We start from the raw sequence: 20,892 nt of genomic DNA, 5'->3' as shown, positions 1-20,892 counted from the left end.
CTTTGCTAATTGTTTAAAGTCGTCGGCTGTATGCATATCAAAATCACTCGAATATGAATACCACTATTAGATCAAACTTTTAAGACAATTGGTATAAGAGGTGTGATCGCAGGTGCTTGTTGCTACTACTTTTGACTTTCTGAAATGAAGTAGCTCAATTCTTTAATACAGTGGCGTAATACAGGGTTTAATCGCGTATTTTTTCCATTCATTACAAACAGTTCGTGACTAAATTTAAATAAGCTCCCTTTTGCAATAGGCACGAGCCCAAGTGCAGCGCCCTGCTCTTTCGCCATATAGTCTGGCAGCAAACCAACATATTCGCCGGTCATAATCGCAGACATCGCTGCATCAAATGAGTCAGAGAAAGTTTGAATCGATAATCTGGTTTCATCTTCAATGTAATTTGCCGACGACAATCCAGAAATACCAATGGCAGGATAATCACCAATTTTTACGCCTTCTGGTAAATCAGTATCACGATACTTTGCCAGAGGGTGTGTAGGCGCACAGTACAATCGCCCTTCGGTTTTGATGCCGACAGGATGAAAAGTTACTGATTCCGGTTTGACCATGTCATAGGTTGAAACAACGAGGTGGCACTCACCAGATAAAGCGACATGCTCAACTTCATTGTATAAACGAGTTTGGATATTAACGTGAATATCGTCAAACTTCTTCATAGTACTTTTAACCGCTTTACTTACGGCCAAGTGCATAGAAAGTGGAAGGCCAGCCATTAAGACCAAAGTGATATGGCCTGAGTAGTCATCATGCAGCGATTTCAGATTGAAGACAAAGTTGTCGAAGGCATTGAAGATGCGTTTGGTTTCTTGGAAAACCACCTCACCCTCTTTTGTCATTTGAAAGCCACCACGGCCGCGATGACATAACACCAAATCTAACCGTTCTTCCAGTTTTTTAATGGCTGCACTGATGTTGGGTCGTTGCATACGCAACACGGGTTCTGCCGCAGTAAATCCGTTGCAGCTCGCTACAGCGTAAAACACACGCAGTAGCTTTATATCTGACTCCTGAAGACGATTAAGCATATTAGCACCTGTTTATAGGTATAGTTATCGATACTCAACTTAGAACTATATTCAACTAATTGTGCTATTACAACGACATTTTGCGGCTTTTCATCTCATTTTTTATTAAAAATTTGAGTTTTGTGCTACCCAAAAACTGACGTCAAGTCGTATTGTCCACAGGAAAAAAGGGGGATTTTCTTACATCAAAAGGAAAAGTGCTGTAGTGAGTTATCCGGTTTTATACGGAAAGAACCCACATACAGCCTCTGCTAGCGGGGCACATAGCCATTTTTAAGAGAGTGTAACAACTTGCTTTCGAAGTGCTTCAATATCGTCACGCAATGATGCTGCTTTTTCAAACTCAAGCTCGCGCGCATATTCAAACATCTGCTTTTCAAGCTCCGTGATTTGGTCCATTAATTCAGTAGCACTTGCTGTTTTCTGTTGCTTCTTCTTCTCTTCAACTTTGCGCAGTCTGACTTTTCCAGACGCAGGGTGCGCGCTGTCGCCTAAGTCCATAATATCGGTAATAGGCTTATTAAGTCGCATCGGCGTTATACCATTTGCCTCATTATGCGCCATTTGCTTCTCACGACGGCGCTCAGTCTCGTCCATCGCTTTTTTCATCGACTTGGTAATACTGTCAGCGTACAAAATAGCTTTACCATTCACGTGACGCGCGGCTCTACCAATAGTCTGAATTAATGAACGCTCGGCTCGCAAAAAGCCTTCTTTATCGGCATCTAAAATCGCCACCAGCGACACTTCCGGCATATCTAAACCTTCACGTAAAAGGTTAATACCTACCAACACGTCGAATTTACCCAGTCGCAAGTCTCGGATTATTTCAATTCGCTCTACGGTATCGATATCCGAATGCAGATAACGAACTTTAACGCCGTGCTCATTTAAATACTCGCTTAAATCTTCAGCCATACGCTTGGTTAAGGTAGTAATAAGCACACGTTCGTCAAGCTCTACCCGTTTTTGTATTTCAGACAGGACATCATCAACTTGAGTGGCTACAGGACGTACTTCAATAACAGGGTCTAGCAGGCCCGTTGGACGCACAACCTGCTCTACTATCTCACCGTCAGTTTTCTTTAATTCATAATCGCCTGGCGTCGCAGAAACATAGATGGTTTGGGGGCAAATCTGTTCAAATTCTTCAAACTTAAGCGGACGATTGTCCAACGCCGACGGCAGCCTGAAACCAAATTCCACCAAGGTCTCTTTTCTAGAACGATCCCCGCGATACATTGCCCCTACTTGAGAGACAGTTACGTGAGACTCATCGATAAACATTAGGCCATCTGCTGGAAAATAGTCCAATAAGGTTGGAGGTGGTTCGCCCGGTGCTCTTCCTGAAAGATAGCGAGAGTAATTCTCGATCCCAGAACAATAGCCAAGCTCCATCATCATTTCGATATCGAACTGGGTGCGCTGTGAAATACGCTGCTCTTCAATCAGCTTATTCGCCTCTTGAAGTTGCTTTTTGCGATCGCCAAGTTCTTCCTTGATATGCTCAATAGCATTGAGGATTTTCTCTCGAGGGGTTACATAGTGCGTTTTAGGAAAAACCGTTGCTCGAATAACTGACTTATCGACAGCCCCGGTTAGCGGGTCGAACAGACTAATTTTATCTATTTCATCGTCAAAAAGCTCGACCCTTACGGCTTGCTTTTCAGAGTCCGCAGGGAAAATATCTATAACATCGCCACGAACACGGAACGTACCCCTTTCAAACGCTAAAACGTTACGCTTGTACTGCAGTTCTGCAAGGCGACGTAAAATGTCACGTTGGTCCATGGTGTCGCCCTGGCGAAGGTGCAATAGCATCTTCATGTAGGATTCAGGGTCACCCAAACCATAAATAGCCGACACACTCGCTACAATGACTACGTCTCTGCGCTCCATCAACGCTTTAGTGGCGGACAGTCGCATTTGTTCAATATGATCATTGATTGACGCGTCTTTCTCAATAAAGGTATCTGTACTTGGAACGTAGGCTTCTGGCTGATAATAATCATAATATGAAACGAAGTACTCTACGGCGTTATTGGGGAAGAATTCTTTCATCTCACCGTAAAGCTGAGCCGCTAATGTTTTGTTGTGTGCAAGAATAAGCGTTGGTCTCTGCACTTCTTTAATGACATTAGCCATGGTAAAGGTTTTACCCGACCCCGTAACACCAAGCAGTGTTTGGCCGGCCAAGCCACTTTCTAGGCCATCCACCAAAGCTTCTATTGCTTTTGGCTGGTCGCCTGCTGGCTTGTATTTAGAATGAAGCTCAAACCCTCTACTCATTTACTTAACCTTTTCTTTAGCTTACTGCTTAACATCTTGCTTGCGGTCAAACTACTCAACATTAAAAACGCACAGCCTTAGATAGCCGCTCTGGTATTAGCTGTGCTCAGACGTTTCTTTATCTAATTCAAACTGAGTAATCGCACGTTTGAAAACAACAAATGAAACACACGCCATTGCAATATTGGCAATGACCGTTCCTGCAAATAACCCTTTCAGTTCAAATAGAAAACTACCCGCAACGCTGATAGGTACGAAGAAAACAAATAAGCGGATGACACTTAACGTTAATGCCGTCATTGGGCGATGCATGGCATTCAACGATGAGTTAGTCAGAATGATAATGCCTTGCATGCCATAACCCAGCGGTACAATCATAAGAAACAGCTGTATTAGTACGCTTACCTCTGCTTCATTAGCAAAGGCGACGGCTATCCAGCTAGATAGTCCCCACATGACAAGAAAAATGGCGAACTGCCAAACCAGAACAAATTTCAATGTAAGCGAATATGCCGTTTTTACCCGTTCTACTTGGCCTGCCCCAACGTTTTGACTGATAAATGGAGGCAGTGTCATGGAAAGTGCTAGCACAACAATACTTGCAATAGACTCCATTCTATTTCCCACTCCCCACGCTGCAACCGCTTCGGCGCCGTAACCAGCAACTACAGCTGTCATCACGCCACCGGCAACAGGGGTAAGCATATTTGCACCCGCCGCAGGTAGTCCTATTTTGAGAATTTCACGGCTGCTATCACGCAGCTCGGCAAGTGTCAGCAGTCGAGGCAACATCAACTTTCGACGAACGGCTAAAATATAAAGAATCCATAATGCACCAACTATCCACGCTATAAAGGTAGCGAGTGCCGCACCTTTTATTCCCATTGCCGGAATGGGCCCAAGGCCGAAAATGAAAATAGGATCAAGCAACGCGTTTAATCCGCCGCCTGCTGCCATAACAATACTGGGTGTGCGGGTATCGCCACACGCTCGCAGCACACTATTGCCAACCATCGGCATGGCAAGAAAGATGCTCGACAAGTACCATAGCCCCATATAGTCAGATATGTACGGCATTAGATTGTCTGTTGCATTAAGCAACTTAAACACAGGCTCTATGGTGAAAAAGCCAATTGCAGCTAGTGCACCCACAAGCAAAACGGACAGCATTAATGAACCCGTCGCATAATGTTGAGACTTGGTTATTTCTTTACTGCCCTGTAACTTGCCTATAATTGCAGAGGTACCAATACCTAAACCTATGTTTAGGCTTATTACGGTAAAAGTAACGGGAAAGGTAAAACTAATAGCGGCTAAAGGGTCGGTGCCCAACAAGCTCACAAAAAAGGTATCGATAAGTCCAAAGCTCATCATCATTACCATTCCCAGTATCATGGGAATAGTCATACGCTTTAACGTAGTACCTATATCTCCTTCCAATAAGTCGGAAGTACGTTGTTTAGCGTTACTTTTTATCACTTGAGCTCCGGCAAACTAAAATCCCCTCATCAATTGCGCGTTAGTGTAAAAGAGTGAACACTATTTAGCTATGCGTATTCGACAAACAAAACAAAGCATAAGAGGGTTGTATGAAAAGCGATGTTTTTGACAAAAATACGTGCGATGAACCATTTCGCTGGCTACGCCACAAAACTACGAGTTTTTTGTAAAAATAAATCAAAACACGTGCGTATATGTTCATTACAGTTTAATTTCTATCCTGTTTCACTTTTAATATGCTGGCAAAACGTCTCGGGCGCATCTAGCTATCCAAATAGAGCGTTTAAAAGACACACAAAAATGTTAACAAAATGTAAGGCATTGAGAATTAAGATGGATTTCATTGAATAGCATTTAGGCATTCGTTGAATTAACACACAAGCTACTTTTTGTTCAACCGATCTATTCCGATCGAGAAACAAGATCAAAAAAAACACCCTAAACCCCTGTATTAAAAAGATTATCCACTCAATAACGCCATAACTTCATTAGATCAATACGTACGCGATCTCGTAAATAACTACAGCGATTCTAAGCTATCAACATAGTTATCCACAGATTTAGTGGATAACTAACGCCAGACCATATTCGGCGGGATTTCGTGCTCGATTAATTTCTCAGCACGTAAGTGGTGACTAACCTTTTAATCCTCAGGTACAGGTTACAGATTTATTAAAGCCTGTACATAATACCAGTATGGAAGCGCTTTTTTATTCTATTTAGTTATACCCTTTAACTTTAGTGAGATATATAAGAAAACGAGATGGGTAAAACTATCAATTACTAAAACAACCTCTTGTTCATAAGCAATGAGGGAATAATGTGCAGTTATTAACCATCATTTTCTCAGCATTGACGACAAAATGAACATAAAAGCCGTAAAAAGCTATTTTTTGCGCAGTCAGCACAAATATTTCATTTATGTTGTTGACAGTTCCTAAGTACGTCTTTAATATTCGCCTCCGTTGAAGCACAGGTCCCCCTTAGCTCAGTTGGTTAGAGCGACGGACTGTTAATCCGCAGGTCCCCCGTTCGAGTCGGGGAGGGGGAGCCAACTTCAGCAAACAACTTAGGTGTCGATTCCCCCTTAGCTCAGTTGGTTAGAGCGACGGACTGTTAATCCGCAGGTCCCCCGTTCGAGTCGGGGAGGGGGAGCCACTTAGTTGGCTCTTAATCGCCTCACCCACTTCATTCTATTTTAATTCCTAAAACAACGCGTTTAGACATTAAATAACCCTAATTCAATCAAGTTGTTAAACCCGTTCTAAAAAGGGATAATAGACCTAATCTGTTTTTCTTTTTAATTCACGGGCATTGTCCGTCAAAATTCCTCGAAGGAATTGCGTTATTCATGACTGAATTTTTACTGCTATTGATTGGTACAGTACTGGTTAACAATTTTGTGTTGGTTAAGTTTCTCGGCTTATGCCCGTTTATGGGTGTGTCTGGCAAACTTGAAACTGCCATGGGCATGTCTATGGCCACCACATTTGTACTCACCCTTGCCTCTGCATCGAGCTACCTAGTGGAAACCTATTTACTTGCTCCACTGGGCATCGGTTACCTTAGAACGCTTGCCTTTATTCTTGTTATCGCGGTGGTGGTTCAGTTCACAGAAATGGTCGTGCACAAAACCAGCCCTACCTTATATAGATTGTTAGGTATTTTCCTTCCTCTTATCACAACCAACTGTGCAGTGCTTGGTGTAGCGCTATTAAACCTTACCGAACAGCATAATTTCATGCAGAGTCTTATTTATGGTTTCGGCGCTGCTGTGGGATTCTCTCTGGTACTGGTGTTATTTGCGGCCATGCGTGAGCGTTTAGCTGCTGCTGATGTACCTGTATCTTTTAAAGGTGCCTCAATCGCTATGATAACCGCTGGCCTGATGTCCCTTGCATTTATGGGCTTTAGTGGACTGGTGAAAGTGTAATGACGATATCTACCGCTATTATATTCGCCGTTGTTGCCATTGGCGTCCTTGCGCTTATTTTTGGCTTAGTTCTGGGCTACGCGAGCATTCGCTTTAAAGTTGAGGGCGACCCGCTTGTTGAGCAAATAGATGCCGTACTACCACAAACTCAGTGTGGCCAATGCGGATATCCGGGCTGCAAGCCTTATGCTGAGGCAATTGCTGAAGGTGATGATATTAATAAGTGCCCACCTGGTGGCGAGGCAACGATTAAAAAACTCGCAGATTTGATGGGAGTTGAACCTAAACCCCTTGATGCAGCTCATGGCGAAGAAGACGTTAAAAAAGTCGCGTTTATACGCGAAGACGAATGTATCGGCTGTACCAAATGTATTCAGGCCTGCCCTGTCGACGCCATTTTAGGTGCCGCCAAACACATGCACACGGTTATTACTGATGAATGTACAGGGTGTGACCTATGTGTAGATCCCTGCCCTGTCGACTGTATCGACATGGTGCCAATTGCTCAAACAACTTCTACATGGAAATGGGATTTTGAATCATCGCCCAAAGGTGATATCCCCATCAAAATGGTGTCGTAATTGTGATGTATCCAAGTTTTGATTCAATTATAGAAACCCTTGAAGCGGGAAAGATGTACTCATTTCCAGGTGGCGTACATCCCGACGATAAGAAATCTCTATCTAATACATCAGTAATAAAGAAACCGTCGTTACCCGAATTATTGATTGTTCCTTTAAGGCAGCACATTGGCTCAGAGGGTATCTGCTGCGTAGAAGTTGGCGATACCGTATTGAAAGGCCAAATTCTTTCGCAAAGCTCATCGCCTTTTTCTGTGCCAGTTCATGCGCCAACCTCGGGCGAGGTTGTTGCGATTGCTCCGCATGTTGTAGCACACCCTAGCGGCCTAACAGAAATGTGTATTTCGATACGTCCTGACGGTAAAGACACATGGTGCGACCTATCTCCAGTAGCAAATTATAGCGACATAGATAAGAACAAGCTTATAGAAGCTATTTGCCAAGCAGGAATTTCAGGAATGGGTGGTGCCGGCTTCCCTACCCATATAAAAACCTCAACATCTAAACCTGTTGAGTTTCTTATTTTAAATGGGATTGAGTGCGAGCCTTACATTACTTCTGATGATCGATTAATGCGTGAGCACGCCTGGCAAATACGCCAGGGTCTAGACATTCTTACTCACCTTATTGGGCCGAAGGCCATTGTAGTTGCGGTTGAAGACAACAAGCCAGAGGCTTTCGAAGCACTTAATATTGCCTGTCAGGATAAGAAAGACTATCGCGTTGTTAGCGTTGAGACTAAATACCCTGCCGGCGGCGAAAAACAGCTGATTCAGGTACTGACTGGCCGAGAAGTTCCAAGAAATGGATTGCCTGCCGACGTAGGCGTGATGATGTTCAACGTTGGTACCTGCTATGCCATTGCAGATGCTATTTTACACGGCAAGCCGCTGATTGAACGGGTTGTTACCGTAACTGGTGAAGCCGTTGAATCACCAAGCAATTTTAGAGCGTTGTTGGGTACGCCCGTCTCTCATCTATTGGATGAAGCAAACTACAACCCGAAAAAACAGAAAGTACCTAAAGTGATTATGGGCGGGCCTATGATGGGCTTTACCTTATCAGACGCTACGATCCCCGTGGTTAAAACCACAAACTGTTTACTGGTTCCTGCAAAAAAAGAGCTGGTAGACGACAATGCAGAGCGCCCCTGTATTCGCTGTAGCGCATGCGCCGACGCATGCCCTGCGTCGTTGCTCCCCCAACAAATGTTTTGGCACGCCAAAGCAAAAGAATACGATAAAGCCGAAGAATACGACCTTTTCGACTGTATAGAGTGCGGCGCATGCGCTTACGTTTGCCCCAGTGAAATCCCCCTGGTGCATTACTACCGCCAGGCTAAATCTGAAATACGCATTCAGCGTGATGAAAAGAACAAGGCTGAGAAAGCTAAACAGCGTTTTGAGGCACGTAAAGAACGCTTAGACCGCGAAAAATTCGAGCGAGAAGAAAAACATAGAAAAGCGAAAGAAGCACGCTTAGCCGCCAACAAGGCCAAAGAGCAAAATGCTGTGGCAGCTGAAAATGCGAATAGCGCTGTTGATGCTGGCGCAACTGAAGCTAAGGACAAAGTAGCGGCGGCGCTTGCGCGTGCGAAAGCGAAGAAGGCGGCTATGCAGGCTAATGCGAATGCTGAAAGCAATCCAGCTAATGCCGACGAACCAAGCACTGCGGCAGACGATAAAAAAGCACAGGTAGCAGCAGCTATTGCCAGAGCTAAGGCGAAAAAAGCCGCACAAGCCCAGAATGAAGCTCAACTTGAAAGCGCGGATAAGCAAGTTGAGCAAGCGTCATCGCCAGAAGATGATAAAAAGGCAAAGGTTGCTGCAGCAATCGCCAGAGCAAAAGCGAAAAAGGCCGCACAAGCTCAAAACGAAACGCAAGATGAAAGCGCTGTCGAACCATCAACCACAGAACAGCCAAGTAACCAGTTATCATCACCAGAAGATGAGAAAAAAGCTAAAGTTGCTGCCGCTATCGCTAGAGCAAAAGCAAAAAAGGCCGCGCAAGCCAGCCAGTCTGAAGCATCTTCAGCAGAAAAACCTGCGGGCTCTCAAGACGAAAAGCATACCGAACTTTCCGATACTGAAGCTAATTCAGAGCTAAACGCTGAAGCGCAGAAAAAAGCGCGTATTGCCGCGGCAATCGCTAAAGCGCAAAAAGCTGCTAAAAATAGCGAAGACGGGCAGCCTGAAAAGTCAGTTTCAGGGCAAGGTGCGCCAACTCAATTAGATGAGCAACCAGACAGTCACTCCAAAGAACAGCTAGATGAAAAGCAGGCTAGGATCGCAGCGGCGGTAGCGAAAGCGAAAGCTAAAAAGGCCGCTTCGCAAAAAACGCAAGCATCTAGCCCTGATGGCGAGGCTGGTATTGAGAATCAAGACGTTAACTCGCCAGAAGAAGCCAGTTTTCAAAGCGTCAGCGAACAAAACAATAATGCTCAGGGTGATAGCGCATCAGATTCAGCTAACAACTTGAGCGAAGCGGATGAAAAAAAAGCGCGCATTGCTGCTGCGGTGGCGAAAGCGAAAGCCAAAAAAGCGGCTAAGCAGGAAGAACATCAAGGAAGCGAGCAAACTGATGCTAACGACGCTGCCTCGACAAATGAAGCTGACGAGAAAAAGGCGCGCATTGCTGCCGCAGTGGCAAAGGCTAAAGCAAAGAAACTTGCTCAAGACAGTAATGGCAATTTAGCGACCTCATCAAATACTGCTGAACAGGAAAATAGTAAAACAAATGAGCAGAGCGAATCGTCTAGCCGTGTAGGTCAAGCAACAAGTACGCAAGCTCCTTCTCAACCAACGGCACAAGATGAAAAGAAAGCGCGCATTGCAGCTGCAGTAGCAAAGGCTAAAGCAAAAAAAGCATCAGCTGAACAAGAGAAAGAATCATAATGAAGTTAAGTTTATCGAGTTCACCACACCAACGGGTTAAACGCGATACTGGCCAAGTCATGCGTATGGTTATTTATGCCATGCTCCCTGGCATGATTGCACAATCCTTCTTTTTTGGCTGGGGAATGCTCATTCAAGCCATTATTGCAGTAGTGAGTGCACTGGTCATTGAAGGCGTGATTTTATTTTTAAGAAATCGCCCCATCGAGCGCACATTAACAGATTACAGCGCAGTATTAACCGGCTTACTCATCGCAATTAGTATTCCTCCTACCCTACCTTGGTGGATGACGGTAACGGGTGTTTTCTTCGCTATTGCGGTGGCTAAACAGGTTTACGGCGGGCTTGGCTTTAATATTTTCAACCCTGCCATGATAGCGTATGTGGTGCTGCTTATTTCATTCCCTGCGGCTATGAGCCTATGGCTGCCTCCTGCGACTCACGCTGGCATTACGCCAAGTTTCTTTGATTCGGTATCACTCATATTTACTGGTTTTACTACTAGCGGATACGATGTCACTCAACTCAAAACCATTGCCGATGGTGTAACCATGGCTACACCGTTAGACACATTGAAAACCGACCTAACGCAAGGCGTAACATACTCAGAATCATTAGCGAAGCCAATCTTCGATGGCGGGGTATTCGAAGCTGCTGGTGCTGGGTGGGGAATGGTGAGTCTTGCGTATTTACTTGGTGGCCTCTACCTTTGGAAGACCCGCGTTATCAGCTGGCATATCCCAGGAGGTATGCTGCTAAGCGTGTTTGTTTGTGCATCGCTGCTTCATTTAGCAAACGCCGATTACTACGCTTCACCGCTATTTCACCTGTTTAACGGTGCAGTAATGGTAGGCGCCTTCTTTATCGCCACCGACCCGGTTTCAGCGTCAACAACACCAAGAGGCCGCATAATATTTGGTGCAGCAATTGGCTTTTGGGTGGTAATAATCCGTACTTTTGGTGGTTACCCTGATGCTGTAGCGTTTGCGGTTATTATTATGAACATGGCGGTGCCTTTAATTGATTACTATACCCGTCCTCGCGTGTACGGCAAAAACCTAAAAGGTCGAGGTAAACACTAATGATGAAAGAAAGCCTGGCCAAAAACGGCCTTATGTTAGGTGCGTTTGCCGTTGTTACCACAGCATTAATAGCACTCACTTTTTTTGGCACCCAAGATAAAATTGAGCAACAAAAGCAGCAAAAACTGCTAAGCGTACTTAATGAAGTCGTGCCTAGCGAATTCCACGACAATGCCCTTTACGCCAACTGCACAGAGGTCAATGCACCTGAACTTGGCAACAAAAAAGCCCACAAAATATATCGTGCGACGTTAAATGGCCAACCTAGCGCATTAGTATTAGAAGCCACTGCTCCAGACGGATACAGTGGAGATATCGATATCGTAGTTGGTGTAAAAGTGGATGCACACGTTGGTGGAAACACACAAGGCAGCTCGAGTACTGACTCGCTCGACGGTGAGAGCGAAAATCTCAATATCACCGCGTTAGCGCTCTCGGAGTTGGCCGAGCTTGATTCAACACCTCAGAGCCCATCAGAGCAAGACGAGAATGCGTCCGATATTTCTGCGACCAACACTAATAGAATCAGTATGAGGGTGCTTGGCGTGCGCGTTATCGAACACAAAGAAACCCCTGGGCTTGGCGATAAAATAGAGCTTGCCGTTAGCAATTGGATAACGGCGTTCAGTGACAAGCCTTTTTCACCCGACAATTTGGCGCCTTGGCAGGTCAAAAAGGACGGTGGTGAGTTCGATCAGTTCACTGGCGCTACCATCACGCCGAGAGCAGTAGTAAGAGCAGTACGCGAAGCCTTGCTTTATGCACAGGCCAACCAATCTGCACTTTTCAACGCTCCTAACACCTGCGCAATTACAGATTCCGTTGAAACAATTGATGCGATTAACGTGAATGAGGCTCAACCTCATAGTGTAGAGGAGCTATAACGTGACTGATTTTCGCGACCTGTCTTTACAAGGGCTTTGGAAGAACAATCCTGCGCTGGTACAACTGTTAGGTTTGTGCCCGCTATTGGCCGTTACCGCGACGTTTATCAATGGTCTCGGGTTAGGCCTTGCTACCATGTTGGTACTCATTGGCAGTAACGTTACCGTTTCACTCGTTCGTAATGTGGTAAGAAACGAAATCCGCATTCCCGTTTTTGTTATGATCATTGCCGCGTTCGTTACCATTGTTCAGCTATTAATGAATGCATACACCTATGACCTTTACTTAGCGCTAGGTATTTTCATTCCGCTGATTGTAACTAACTGCGCCATCATAGGCCGCGCAGAGGCCTTTGCGTCGAAAAACGGGCCGCTCGCCTCTGCCTACGACGGACTCATGATGGGACTGGGTTTTACCGCAGTGCTGGTCATTTTAGGTGGTATGCGCGAGATATTGGGTGCAGGTACATTGCTAGCAGGGGCAGACAGACTGTTTGGCTCAATTGCTGAGAACTGGACCATAACGCTTTTCAACACTGAAAATCCGTTTTTGCTTGCGATACTGCCGCCTGGTGCCTTTTTAGGTATGGGTCTTCTCATTGCTATCAAAAACAGTATTGATGCAAAGTTAGCGGCTAAGCAAACATCGCCTGCAGTGAAGGCTGAACGGGTACGCGTTACAGCTGAAAGCTAAACGCTAAAAATCAAAAACAAAAAAGTATTTAGAAATGAATGATGTAGCTAAGCCGGCCAAGCCGCTTTCTAAGCAGGAAAAAGTAAAAGAAATCATGCGAATACTGGATGACCTTTATCCGGAAATTCCTATCTTTTTAGATCATAAAGACCCATATACGTTACTCATTGCGGTTCTGCTATCGGCGCAATGTACAGACGAGCGCGTTAACCAAATTACGCCGAAGCTCTTTGCTCGGGCAGATAATCCGTACGACATGGTATTGATGAGTATTGAAGAAATTCAAGACATTATCCGTCCTTGTGGTTTATCTCCCATGAAGTCCAAAGGCATTTGGCATTTGTCTGACATGATCATCAAGCAGCACAACGGTGAAGTGCCTGCAAACTTTGAAGCGCTGGAAGCCATGCCCGCAGTGGGTCACAAGACTGCCGCTGTGGTTATGTCTCAAGGCTTTGGCATTCCTGCTTTTCCCGTAGATACTCATATCCACCGATTAATGTATCGCTGGGGTTTGTCGAACGGGAAGAGTGTTGAGCAGACAGAGCGTGACGCAAAACGCTTGTTCCCAAAAGAAAGGTGGAACGATTTGCATCTGCAAATCATCCTATATGGCAGAGAATACTGCCCTGCCCGCGGTTTCGACTTAAACAAGTGTGTTATCACACGTGAGTTCGGCAGAAAGAGTTTTATTAACGAAGTGCTGAAAGAACAAGAGAAGAAGCAAAAATTGGCGCTCAAGAAGAAGCGTAAATAGAAACTTTCAGAAAGGAGCCTTAGGCTCCTTTTTTATTCTCCATTTATTTTCTCTCAAGAGGAATTTTGCGACTAACACACGACTTACGCTTGTGGTTTGCCTCGAAAGGGACAACCAAATTGGCTATGATGGATGGGTTAGAGTTTTGCTCGCGCAAATAAAAAAGAAATATAAAAATAAATCCATGGAGAACACATGTCTCGATTGAATACTATCGCTAGAAGGCTAGCGTTTGGTGCATTAGTAAGTGCATGCAGTTTTGGTGTTTTTGCAGAAACTTCCCCCATTACTGACGAGCAAAAGAAAAATGCGGAAGCATTAATTCAAAAAGCCCTGAAAAGTGATTTAGGCTATAGCATTGTTGAATCCCTAACCACTGAGATTGGCCCTCGCCTGGGCGGCTCTGAAGCAGAAAAGCGAGCTAGAGATTGGGGCGTGGTGGTAGGAAAGCGTCTAGGTTTTGATAAAGTCAGCATAGAAGAATTCACTATGCCATTTTGGGATAGAGGCCACCTACACATTTCACTCACGGCGCCTTATGCCCAACCGCTTTACGGCACAGCCCTTGGCGGCGCAGCGCCTTCTGAAAGCGAGATCAATGCAGACATCGTTTATTTCAGAGATATTCACGCGCTAACCGCAGTTAAAGATGGTGCCCTTAAAGGCAAAATTGCATTTGTAGACGGCGACGCCATGGTTAAAAGCCAAACAGGTGCAGGCTATGGTCAAGCGAACCAACGTCGCCGTATTGGTTGGCAACATGCTCAACGCGGCGGCGCTGAAGCGCTGGTCGTGCGCTCAGTAGGATCTGACTCTCATCGTTTTCCTCACTCAGGCATGATGAGCTCAGACGGCGATAATTGGGCAGATATCCCCGTAGTCGCTATCTCAAACCCTGACGCAGACCATTTACGACGTTTACATAACTTAGGTAAACCGCTGTCATTGTCGCTTCACTCTGAATCGAAATGGAAAGGCGAAGTAAACAGCGGCAACGTAATACTGGATTTAGTGGGCAGTGAGAAGCCCGAAGAAATTATCCTTATTGGCGGCCACCTAGACAGCTGGGATTTAGGAACGGGTGCAGTTGATGACGGCGCAGGCGTTGCTATTACCACGGCAGCTGCTGCGTTAATTGCTTCTTTACCAGAGCGCCCAAAACGCACCATTCGTGTGGTCATGTTTGGCGCTGAGGAAGTGGGCTTATTAGGTGCCTTTGCTTACGCTAAACAACACGAAAAGAACCTTGAAAATCACGTTCTGGCCACAGAGTCTGACTTTGGTGCGCAAACTATCTGGCAAGTAGTGTCAAATGTGAATCCCGAAGCGACTGTGCTAGTCGATGAAATCGCGAAGATTTTATCACCGCTAGGTATAGTGCGTGGCGGTTCAGACATTGCTGGCGGCGGCCCTGACATCATTCCGCTAGCAGCGAAAGGCGTACCAACGATTAGGTTAAATCAAAACGGTAGAGATTACTTTGATCTTCACCATACGCCAGATGATACCTTAGATAAAATTGACCCCGATGAGCTTGCGCAAAACATTGCAGCCTACGCAGCAAGTATATACTTGTTAGCCGATTCGGACGTTGACTTAAAAGCTAAACAGTAGTTTCACGTTAGTAATCATCAAACATTGGTCAGTGCATCTCGTGCTGGCCATTGCTTACCAGTACTCTGCTTACCCTCGCCTCTGCTAGTCCGAAATGCTTACGTTTTATTGCGCTTGAATAAGCTGGGCAACAAATCGCTTCGCCTCTTGCCTTGATGGCAGCTCTACATGCCGATACGTATTCGCATGTTTAAAAGCAACGGTTGTTTTATTTATGGAGATATTTGAGATTAACGCACCTGACATGGCGCTATTAAAGGTAGAGATAGAATCTTGAAATTGCATAGTAAATACTTCTTTATTAATGTTGTTTGTTTTGAATTCCTCGCAGGTTGGGTAAAGAAATCGAAAAACGATAATTAGGCTCTAGCGTGAACATAGCGTTTCAGAAAGAGCCCACTTTTTTGAGGTCACTTCAGAAAAGAGAAATGACCTTAGATAAGCATAGAGGTCTTATCGAACTACTACGTTAGCAGCTTGTGGACCTTTTTGGCCTTGTTCAACTTCGAAGCTAACTTCTTGGCCTTCTTTCAACGTTTTGAAACCGTCAGAAGCAATTGAACGGAAATGTACGAATACGTCTTTGCCGCCAGCTTCAGGAGTGATGAAACCAAAACCTTTTTCTTCGTTGAACCACTTAACTGTACCGTTTACAGAATTAGACATAATAAAAACCTTTTAAAAAAAATTGATGTGATGGTGGCAAACCACCGAATAGCTATAGACATCTCCAAGCTAGTAAAGCAGTTGTATATCTATATAAAACTTCAATTTGAAGGATTTAAAAAAGAGGTACAGCGCAGTATTAGGTAAAGCAAATAACATATCTAGAGCGATGCGAAAGGTACAGGTTATTGCGAGCAATGTCTACTAGTTTTCCGTTTATTTTTTAACCAAAACACAACTTTTTTACAAAAATGTTTTTTAGAAAGCTGAATACGTATGTTTGTTCAAGGCAGTTGAAAGCTAGGTTAACCTTGCTTTTTTGCTATAGGTTTAAATTATGACAGACACGTATGCGTTAGCAGGTAAAACAGCCATTGTTACTGGAGGCGGAAAAGGACTAGGTAAAACTCTCGCTCGATTTCTACTAGAAGCAGGAATGAACGTGGCCATTTGTGGGCGCACTGAAACTGCGGTTAAGCAGACTGTAGAGCAGTTCGACGCCTTATTCCCAGGTAATATCATTGGCCAAGTTTGTGATGTATCGAAAAGCGCTGATGTTGCCAGTTTTGTTAGAAAGGTCAAAGATACATTTGGCGAGCTACACGTCCTAATTAATAACAGTGGCTTTGGTAAGGAGACCCTTATTTGGGAAACCTCAGAGAAAGCGTGGGACGAAGTAATGGATACTAACGTAAAAGGGACCTTTCTCATGTGTAAAGAGGTCGTGCCTCACATGATTAACAACAAGGAAGGCTACATTATCAATATCGCTTCTCAGGCGGCATTGAACGGCTATGCCAATGCAGGCGTTTACTGTGCATCAAAATTTGCGATGGTGGGGCTTGGAAAAGCGTTGCAAGAAGAGGTTCGCCCCTACGGTATTCACGTCCATTCCCTAAACCCTGCACTGATACAGTCGCAGAAAGCAGAAACAGAGAAAGTGGACGATGGCTTAATTCAAAATGAAGACTTAGGCAACATGGTGGTTTACCTATTGAGTCAACCTCGCCGTCTTAAAATTGATAATATCGGCCTATGGGGCTATTAATACCAGTCCGCATAGATAATTACCCACTCTGCGAGACTTAAAATGTTCGTAATCGCGGCGTGTTACCGCAGGTATAGTACGTTTAACTAGAATTGTAATATTGTCTTAAAGCGTTAACATTTCCTAATTAACATAAAAGCGTGTTGTTTGCGTTTACTCAAATAAAGTACTCATCGTATTTATGTGTACAAAAAGTTACGGCCAACACGCAATCACAGTGCAGTGTGCCATCGAGTAATTCCGATGGCTCAAAAAAGGAATCTCTTATGCGAATGCTTCACACCATGCTTCGAGTTGAAAACTTAGAGGCCTCTCTTCACTTTTATACCTCACTCATGGGCATGCGCCTTCTTCGCCAGTCTGAAAACAAAGAGTATGAATACACGCTAGCTTTCGTGGGATATGGCGATGAAACCGAGAGTACCGTTTTAGAGCTTACCTATAACTGGGGCGACAACACCTACGATAAAGGTAACGCGTATGGTCATATTGCGATTGAGGTCGATGATATCTATCAGTTTTGTGAAAACTTAGAAACAAACGGCGCTGATGTATATCGTAAACCGGGGCCAGTAAAAGGCGGTTCCACAGTTATTGCTTTTGTTCGCGACCCCGATGGGTATGCAATAGAACTCATACAAAATAAATCCATTTCGCTATGAAATGGCTCAAAAACAAGAACTGAAGATGCAGCCAGCGTAGTCAAAGCGATTTGAACGCTTAAGTCGCCAAACTATCAACTTAAAAACGTGCGGCTCTGGAAAAAACGATAAAAACCACATGGAGTGATATGACATGCTACGTAACCGCTTATTATTTTCGCAAAATGATAAAAACAAAAGCCAAGCTAGAACAGCGATAAGTCGGAAGCCTCGAGCAGCGCACAATATAGGCTTGCGCAGTCAGCCAAAAGCAAAACTGGCCGCTATTCTGCCAGCGTTGTTTATCGCTTTTACCGGTGCAGTTGCTGCTGGCAGTGCGTTTTCGGCCATGGCTGCAAATAACGAGAGTGCGCAAACACACGCTGACACAAAAGAAAATGTTGAAACGCACTTTACCGTGATAGCCCATCGCGGCGCGTCGGGCTATTTACCTGAGCATACCCTTGAAGCAGCTACCCTCGCCTTTTCTCTGGGCCCTGATTTTATTGAGCAAGATGTTGTTATCACCAAAGACGACATACCCGTTGTGCTACACGACATCCACTTAGAAACGGTCACCAATGTAGAAGATGTGTTTCCTGCACGCCACCGCGATGACGGCCGCTATTACGCGCGTGATTTTACTCTTGAAGAACTGCGACAACTGCGGGTACACGAGCGCGCTAACAGTGACGGGAAGCAAGTTTTTAAAGATAGGTACCGCGGCACGCATGCTAATTTTAAAGTGGCCACGTTAAATGAACACTTTGAACTAATCAGCGAGCTAAATCGCCAATTTGGAACGTCTGTAGGGGTTTATCCTGAAGTAAAGTCCCCTGCCTTTCACATTAAAGAAGGCGTTGATGCCAGTAAAATCGTTGTAGATGCCTTAAATGCTTACGGGTTTGGTGGAGAGAGCGGTAATAGCTACCTGCAATGCTTCGATTTTAACGAAGTTAAGCGCGTTCGTGAAACCCTGGGCTATAAAGGCAAAGTTGTGATGCTGATTGGCGAAAACGACTGGGGCGAAAGCGACACAGATTATAACTGGCTGCGCACTCAGGAAGGCATGCAGCAGGTTGCGTTGTATGCCGATGGCATAGGCCCTTGGTTAGGCCACTTACTCGATAATGAAGCGATGACTCAGGGAAAAATAGAAGCCGCGGCATGGATTGCCTACGCCCACGAAAATAACCTGACAATCCACCCCTACACCTACCGACATGATGCACTACCAGCAGGTATGAGTTCAGAGCAAGTCTTGGAAGTTTTAGACAAGGTGGTAGGTGCTGACGGTGTTTTCACCGATCATTTAGTACCGGTATTAAGGTGGCGAGAAAAATTAAACTAACGCATTTTAAAGCGAGTGTAGGCGCGACAATTAGCGCCTAGGATTTTGAAAGTCGCACCACCACGCGTCTGTTTTGGGCGCGGCTTTCTCGTGTATCGTTTGGCGCAATATGGCGTTTCTCACCGTGGCCTGTCAACTGAATTCGATCTTCAGGTACACCTAGCGTAGTCAAATAGCTTTTTACTTCGTTAGCACGTCGAATAGACAACTGTTCATTATTATAGCGACCGCCGTAGCTATCGGTGTAACCATCAAGAAGCACAAGCTCAAGCTCGCTGTCTTCTTTTAAGTATTCACCTATCATGGTTAAGCGCTTCTGCGAATATTTGGTTAGTTCTGTACTGTTGTTTTGATACGACAATACCGTGTAGGCAATGTCATCAAAGCCGAAGGGCAATAAGTTCGATACACACTTCACAAATTCACGATACACACCAGAGAAGTTGCTAGCGTTTAATGCCACACTTACTTGGTCGTATTTGTTATACCAATCTTGGTAATAGAATGTGGGCCAAAAGCCTTTTTCTAATTCAGACAACATAGTCCAAGCCGCATCCTGCGGAAGGTCGCCATTGTACTGTTTACGAATAGACATGTCGGCAATGGTTTTAGGCGCAACGCCGGGCATCCATTTAGGTGGTACAGAATAAACAGCAGCCATATCAAATTTGCTTGGCAGCAAATACATGTCCAGTTCGAATTCCATATTAAGCTGCTTCGACGCTGAGCTCGTGAACATGGCTTCGCCATAACCGGGTAGTTCGTGGTTCAAGGTACACTGAAGTCGGGTGTCTTTGTCTATTCGCCAGTTGGAGCTTTCTATGGTTGCAGAATATTGCCGCATGGCAGCGTGGGAAGACAATGACCCCAGCATCCCCAATAAAGCGATGTATTTTAATTTCGACACCATTTCGACACCATAACGAAAATCAGACTAACACAGGTAAAAGACAACACTACGTGCACAAATTACCGAACATAATGAATCAAATTAGCTCACACAAAAAGAAGAAATGTGCCTAATGATTTTTTCACGCTTAATTTGATTATCGTCCAAATTGTAGAAAAGTTTAGCGTTTAATACCATTCGCGTTTTGTACTTTTGCTAGCCCCCTGATTTAACAGTTTATAAATTGCAACTGGCAACTCGAGAGTATCCTTGCGATAATTCTTTTACGCAATATGCTTCGCAGGTTGGTACGCATTTTAGTCACCAACCAATTAACGCAATCGAGTCTTACAAGAGTGTTTATGTCTGCCAACCCGCCCCTTCTCTCCCAGCGCTTTCGAGGTTACTTTCCCGTTGTTATCGACGTTGAAACAGCCGGATTTAATGCAGGCACTGACGCCCTGTTAGAATTAGCCGCGGTAACGGTGAAAATGGATGAAAACGGTATACTTCATCCTGATCAAACTTTTCATTATCACATTGACCCCTTTGAGGGCGCTAACCTAGAGCCAGCAGCCTTAGAATTTAATGGCATCGATCCTAATTGTGCATTGCGAGGGGCTATTGAAGAAAGCGAAGCCATGAAGGACTTATGTAAAGGCATCCGCAAGGCGCAAAAAAATGCAGACTGCCAACGTTCAGTTATTGTTGCTCACAATGCAACGTTCGATCAGAGTTTCGTCAATGCCGCGATAGAACGCTGCAATATAAAACGCACGCCGTTCCATCCGTTTGTTTCATTTGACACCACCAGCCTTGCTGGATTGGCCTTAGGCCAAACGGTTTTGGTAAAAGCATGCCGTGCAGCGGGGATCGCATTTGACCAAAGTGAAGCGCACAGTGCGCTGTATGACGCCCAAAAGACCACCGAGCTATTTTGCTATATGGTAAATCGCTATAAAGCGCTAGGCGGATGGCCTGTAGAAAATAAAGAGTAGTTTTATTCAAACTGATATA

18 protein-coding genes and 2 tRNA genes are annotated in these 20,892 nt (G+C 44.8%); 14 read left to right on the top strand and 6 right to left on the bottom strand.

The window, feature by feature from the left end; genetic code table 11:
* Positions 1 to 125 precede the first annotated feature (125 nt).
* The 3 genes from MHM99_RS05255 to MHM99_RS05245 form a co-directional block, all read right to left on the bottom strand.
* Positions 126 to 1,052, bottom strand: coding sequence for a LysR family transcriptional regulator (locus MHM99_RS05255; RefSeq protein ID WP_014948786.1), 927 nt, complete (start codon positions 1,050 to 1,052; stop codon positions 126 to 128).
* Positions 1,053 to 1,325: 273 nt separating this feature from the next.
* Positions 1,326 to 3,341: an excinuclease ABC subunit UvrB gene (uvrB, locus tag MHM99_RS05250; RefSeq protein WP_239218428.1), complete on the bottom strand. Its 2,016-nt coding sequence runs from the start codon at positions 3,339 to 3,341 to the stop codon at positions 1,326 to 1,328.
* Between the two features lie 96 nt (positions 3,342 to 3,437).
* A complete protein-coding gene (locus tag MHM99_RS05245; protein ID WP_207198421.1) occupies positions 3,438 to 4,736 on the bottom strand; it encodes an MATE family efflux transporter in 1,299 nt (432 codons plus the stop codon).
* Between the two features lie 1,082 nt (positions 4,737 to 5,818).
* On the opposite strand from MHM99_RS05245, the gene MHM99_RS05240 reads away from it, so the two are divergent.
* From MHM99_RS05240 to MHM99_RS05195, 10 genes are all read left to right on the top strand, one after another.
* Positions 5,819 to 5,895 (top strand) — tRNA-Asn (locus tag MHM99_RS05240).
* A gap of 27 nt (positions 5,896 to 5,922) precedes the next feature.
* Positions 5,923 to 5,999 (top strand) — tRNA-Asn (locus tag MHM99_RS05235).
* A gap of 193 nt (positions 6,000 to 6,192) precedes the next feature.
* Positions 6,193 to 6,774 (top strand): electron transport complex subunit RsxA, encoded by a 582-nt coding sequence (gene rsxA / locus MHM99_RS05230; protein WP_014975993.1) that lies wholly within the window; start codon positions 6,193 to 6,195, stop codon positions 6,772 to 6,774.
* On the top strand, positions 6,774 to 7,355 hold the full coding sequence (gene rsxB, locus MHM99_RS05225) for an electron transport complex subunit RsxB (RefSeq protein WP_014975992.1): 582 nt from the start codon (positions 6,774 to 6,776) through the stop codon (positions 7,353 to 7,355). Before rsxA ends, rsxB begins: the two co-directional genes overlap by 1 nt.
* A gap of 5 nt (positions 7,356 to 7,360) precedes the next feature.
* Positions 7,361 to 10,249, top strand: a complete 2,889-nt coding sequence (gene rsxC / locus MHM99_RS05220; protein WP_239218430.1) for an electron transport complex subunit RsxC — start codon at positions 7,361 to 7,363, stop codon at positions 10,247 to 10,249.
* A complete protein-coding gene (rsxD, locus tag MHM99_RS05215) occupies positions 10,249 to 11,331 on the top strand; it encodes an electron transport complex subunit RsxD (RefSeq protein WP_239218426.1) in 1,083 nt (360 codons plus the stop codon). Before rsxC ends, rsxD begins: the two co-directional genes overlap by 1 nt.
* Positions 11,331 to 12,215, top strand: a complete 885-nt coding sequence (locus tag MHM99_RS05210; RefSeq protein ID WP_239218425.1) for an RnfABCDGE type electron transport complex subunit G — start codon at positions 11,331 to 11,333, stop codon at positions 12,213 to 12,215. Before rsxD ends, MHM99_RS05210 begins: the two co-directional genes overlap by 1 nt.
* Before the next feature lies 1 nt (position 12,216).
* Entirely contained in the window at positions 12,217 to 12,909 is a 693-nt protein-coding gene (locus MHM99_RS05205; protein ID WP_187446086.1) for an electron transport complex subunit E, read from the top strand.
* A 34-nt stretch (positions 12,910 to 12,943) separates the two neighbouring features.
* Positions 12,944 to 13,666, top strand: a complete 723-nt coding sequence (nth, locus tag MHM99_RS05200; RefSeq protein ID WP_187446085.1) for an endonuclease III — start codon at positions 12,944 to 12,946, stop codon at positions 13,664 to 13,666.
* Positions 13,667 to 13,861: 195 nt separating this feature from the next.
* The gene (locus tag MHM99_RS05195) at positions 13,862 to 15,280 is read left to right on the top strand and encodes a M20/M25/M40 family metallo-hydrolase (protein ID WP_239218424.1); all 1,419 of its coding nucleotides are present in this window, start codon (positions 13,862 to 13,864) and stop codon (positions 15,278 to 15,280) included.
* 105 nt (positions 15,281 to 15,385) lie between these two features.
* Here the strand turns inward: MHM99_RS05195 and MHM99_RS05190 are convergent, their stop codons facing one another.
* Positions 15,386 to 15,565 carry a hypothetical protein gene (locus tag MHM99_RS05190; protein WP_039233139.1) on the bottom strand — a complete coding sequence of 60 codons (180 nt, stop codon included), beginning with the start codon at positions 15,563 to 15,565 and terminating at the stop codon, positions 15,386 to 15,388.
* Between the two features lie 168 nt (positions 15,566 to 15,733).
* Positions 15,734 to 15,946 carry a cold-shock protein gene (locus MHM99_RS05185; protein WP_014948776.1) on the bottom strand — a complete coding sequence of 71 codons (213 nt, stop codon included), beginning with the start codon at positions 15,944 to 15,946 and terminating at the stop codon, positions 15,734 to 15,736.
* A gap of 337 nt (positions 15,947 to 16,283) precedes the next feature.
* On the opposite strand from MHM99_RS05185, the gene MHM99_RS05180 reads away from it, so the two are divergent.
* The 3 genes from MHM99_RS05180 to glpQ all read left to right on the top strand — a co-directional run bounded on the left by MHM99_RS05180 (position 16,284) and on the right by glpQ (position 18,986).
* Positions 16,284 to 16,994, top strand: a complete 711-nt coding sequence (locus tag MHM99_RS05180; RefSeq protein ID WP_239218422.1) for an SDR family oxidoreductase — start codon at positions 16,284 to 16,286, stop codon at positions 16,992 to 16,994.
* A gap of 266 nt (positions 16,995 to 17,260) precedes the next feature.
* Positions 17,261 to 17,656, top strand: a complete 396-nt coding sequence (gene gloA / locus MHM99_RS05175; RefSeq protein WP_014948774.1) for a lactoylglutathione lyase — start codon at positions 17,261 to 17,263, stop codon at positions 17,654 to 17,656.
* A gap of 133 nt (positions 17,657 to 17,789) precedes the next feature.
* On the top strand, positions 17,790 to 18,986 hold the full coding sequence (gene glpQ / locus MHM99_RS05170) for a glycerophosphodiester phosphodiesterase (RefSeq protein WP_061485154.1): 1,197 nt from the start codon (positions 17,790 to 17,792) through the stop codon (positions 18,984 to 18,986).
* Between the two features lie 37 nt (positions 18,987 to 19,023).
* On the opposite strand, the gene MHM99_RS05165 is transcribed toward glpQ, so the two are convergent.
* Entirely contained in the window at positions 19,024 to 19,896 is an 873-nt protein-coding gene (locus MHM99_RS05165) for an OmpA family protein (RefSeq protein WP_239218420.1), read from the bottom strand.
* Between the two features lie 341 nt (positions 19,897 to 20,237).
* Between MHM99_RS05165 and rnt the strand changes: the two genes are divergently transcribed.
* A complete protein-coding gene (gene rnt / locus MHM99_RS05160; protein ID WP_014948771.1) occupies positions 20,238 to 20,873 on the top strand; it encodes a ribonuclease T in 636 nt (211 codons plus the stop codon).
* Positions 20,874 to 20,892 lie beyond the last annotated feature (19 nt).

This window comes from Alteromonas sp. MmMcT2-2 (assembly GCF_022348305.1).
Classification (GTDB): Bacteria; Pseudomonadota; Gammaproteobacteria; order Enterobacterales; family Alteromonadaceae; genus Alteromonas; species Alteromonas macleodii.
The sequence above is the reverse complement of the archived record's forward strand: the minus strand, read 5'-3'. Positions and strand labels throughout refer to the sequence as shown.

Excerpts from the sequence above, each read along its gene's own strand:
- MHM99_RS05185 (WP_014948776.1), bottom strand. The coding sequence starts at position 15,946 with ATGTCTAATTCTGTAAACGGTACAGTTAAGTGGTTCAACGAAGAAAAA.
- rsxC (WP_239218430.1), top strand. The coding sequence starts at position 7,361 with ATGTATCCAAGTTTTGATTCAATTATAGAAACCCTTGAAGCGGGAAAG.
- rsxB (WP_014975992.1), top strand. The coding sequence starts at position 6,774 with ATGACGATATCTACCGCTATTATATTCGCCGTTGTTGCCATTGGCGTC.
- uvrB (WP_239218428.1), bottom strand. The coding sequence starts at position 3,341 with ATGAGTAGAGGGTTTGAGCTTCATTCTAAATACAAGCCAGCAGGCGAC.
- glpQ (WP_061485154.1), top strand. The coding sequence starts at position 17,790 with ATGCTACGTAACCGCTTATTATTTTCGCAAAATGATAAAAACAAAAGC.
- MHM99_RS05245 (WP_207198421.1), bottom strand. The coding sequence starts at position 4,736 with ATGATACTGGGAATGGTAATGATGATGAGCTTTGGACTTATCGATACC.
- MHM99_RS05190 (WP_039233139.1), bottom strand. The coding sequence starts at position 15,565 with ATGCAATTTCAAGATTCTATCTCTACCTTTAATAGCGCCATGTCAGGT.
- MHM99_RS05255 (WP_014948786.1), bottom strand. The coding sequence starts at position 1,052 with ATGCTTAATCGTCTTCAGGAGTCAGATATAAAGCTACTGCGTGTGTTT.
- rsxD (WP_239218426.1), top strand. The coding sequence starts at position 10,249 with ATGAAGTTAAGTTTATCGAGTTCACCACACCAACGGGTTAAACGCGAT.
- rnt (WP_014948771.1), top strand. The coding sequence starts at position 20,238 with ATGTCTGCCAACCCGCCCCTTCTCTCCCAGCGCTTTCGAGGTTACTTT.
- gloA (WP_014948774.1), top strand. The coding sequence starts at position 17,261 with ATGCGAATGCTTCACACCATGCTTCGAGTTGAAAACTTAGAGGCCTCT.
- MHM99_RS05165 (WP_239218420.1), bottom strand. The coding sequence starts at position 19,896 with ATGGTGTCGAAATTAAAATACATCGCTTTATTGGGGATGCTGGGGTCA.
- nth (WP_187446085.1), top strand. The coding sequence starts at position 12,944 with ATGAATGATGTAGCTAAGCCGGCCAAGCCGCTTTCTAAGCAGGAAAAA.
- MHM99_RS05195 (WP_239218424.1), top strand. The coding sequence starts at position 13,862 with ATGTCTCGATTGAATACTATCGCTAGAAGGCTAGCGTTTGGTGCATTA.
- MHM99_RS05210 (WP_239218425.1), top strand. The coding sequence starts at position 11,331 with ATGATGAAAGAAAGCCTGGCCAAAAACGGCCTTATGTTAGGTGCGTTT.
- MHM99_RS05180 (WP_239218422.1), top strand. The coding sequence starts at position 16,284 with ATGACAGACACGTATGCGTTAGCAGGTAAAACAGCCATTGTTACTGGA.
- rsxA (WP_014975993.1), top strand. The coding sequence starts at position 6,193 with ATGACTGAATTTTTACTGCTATTGATTGGTACAGTACTGGTTAACAAT.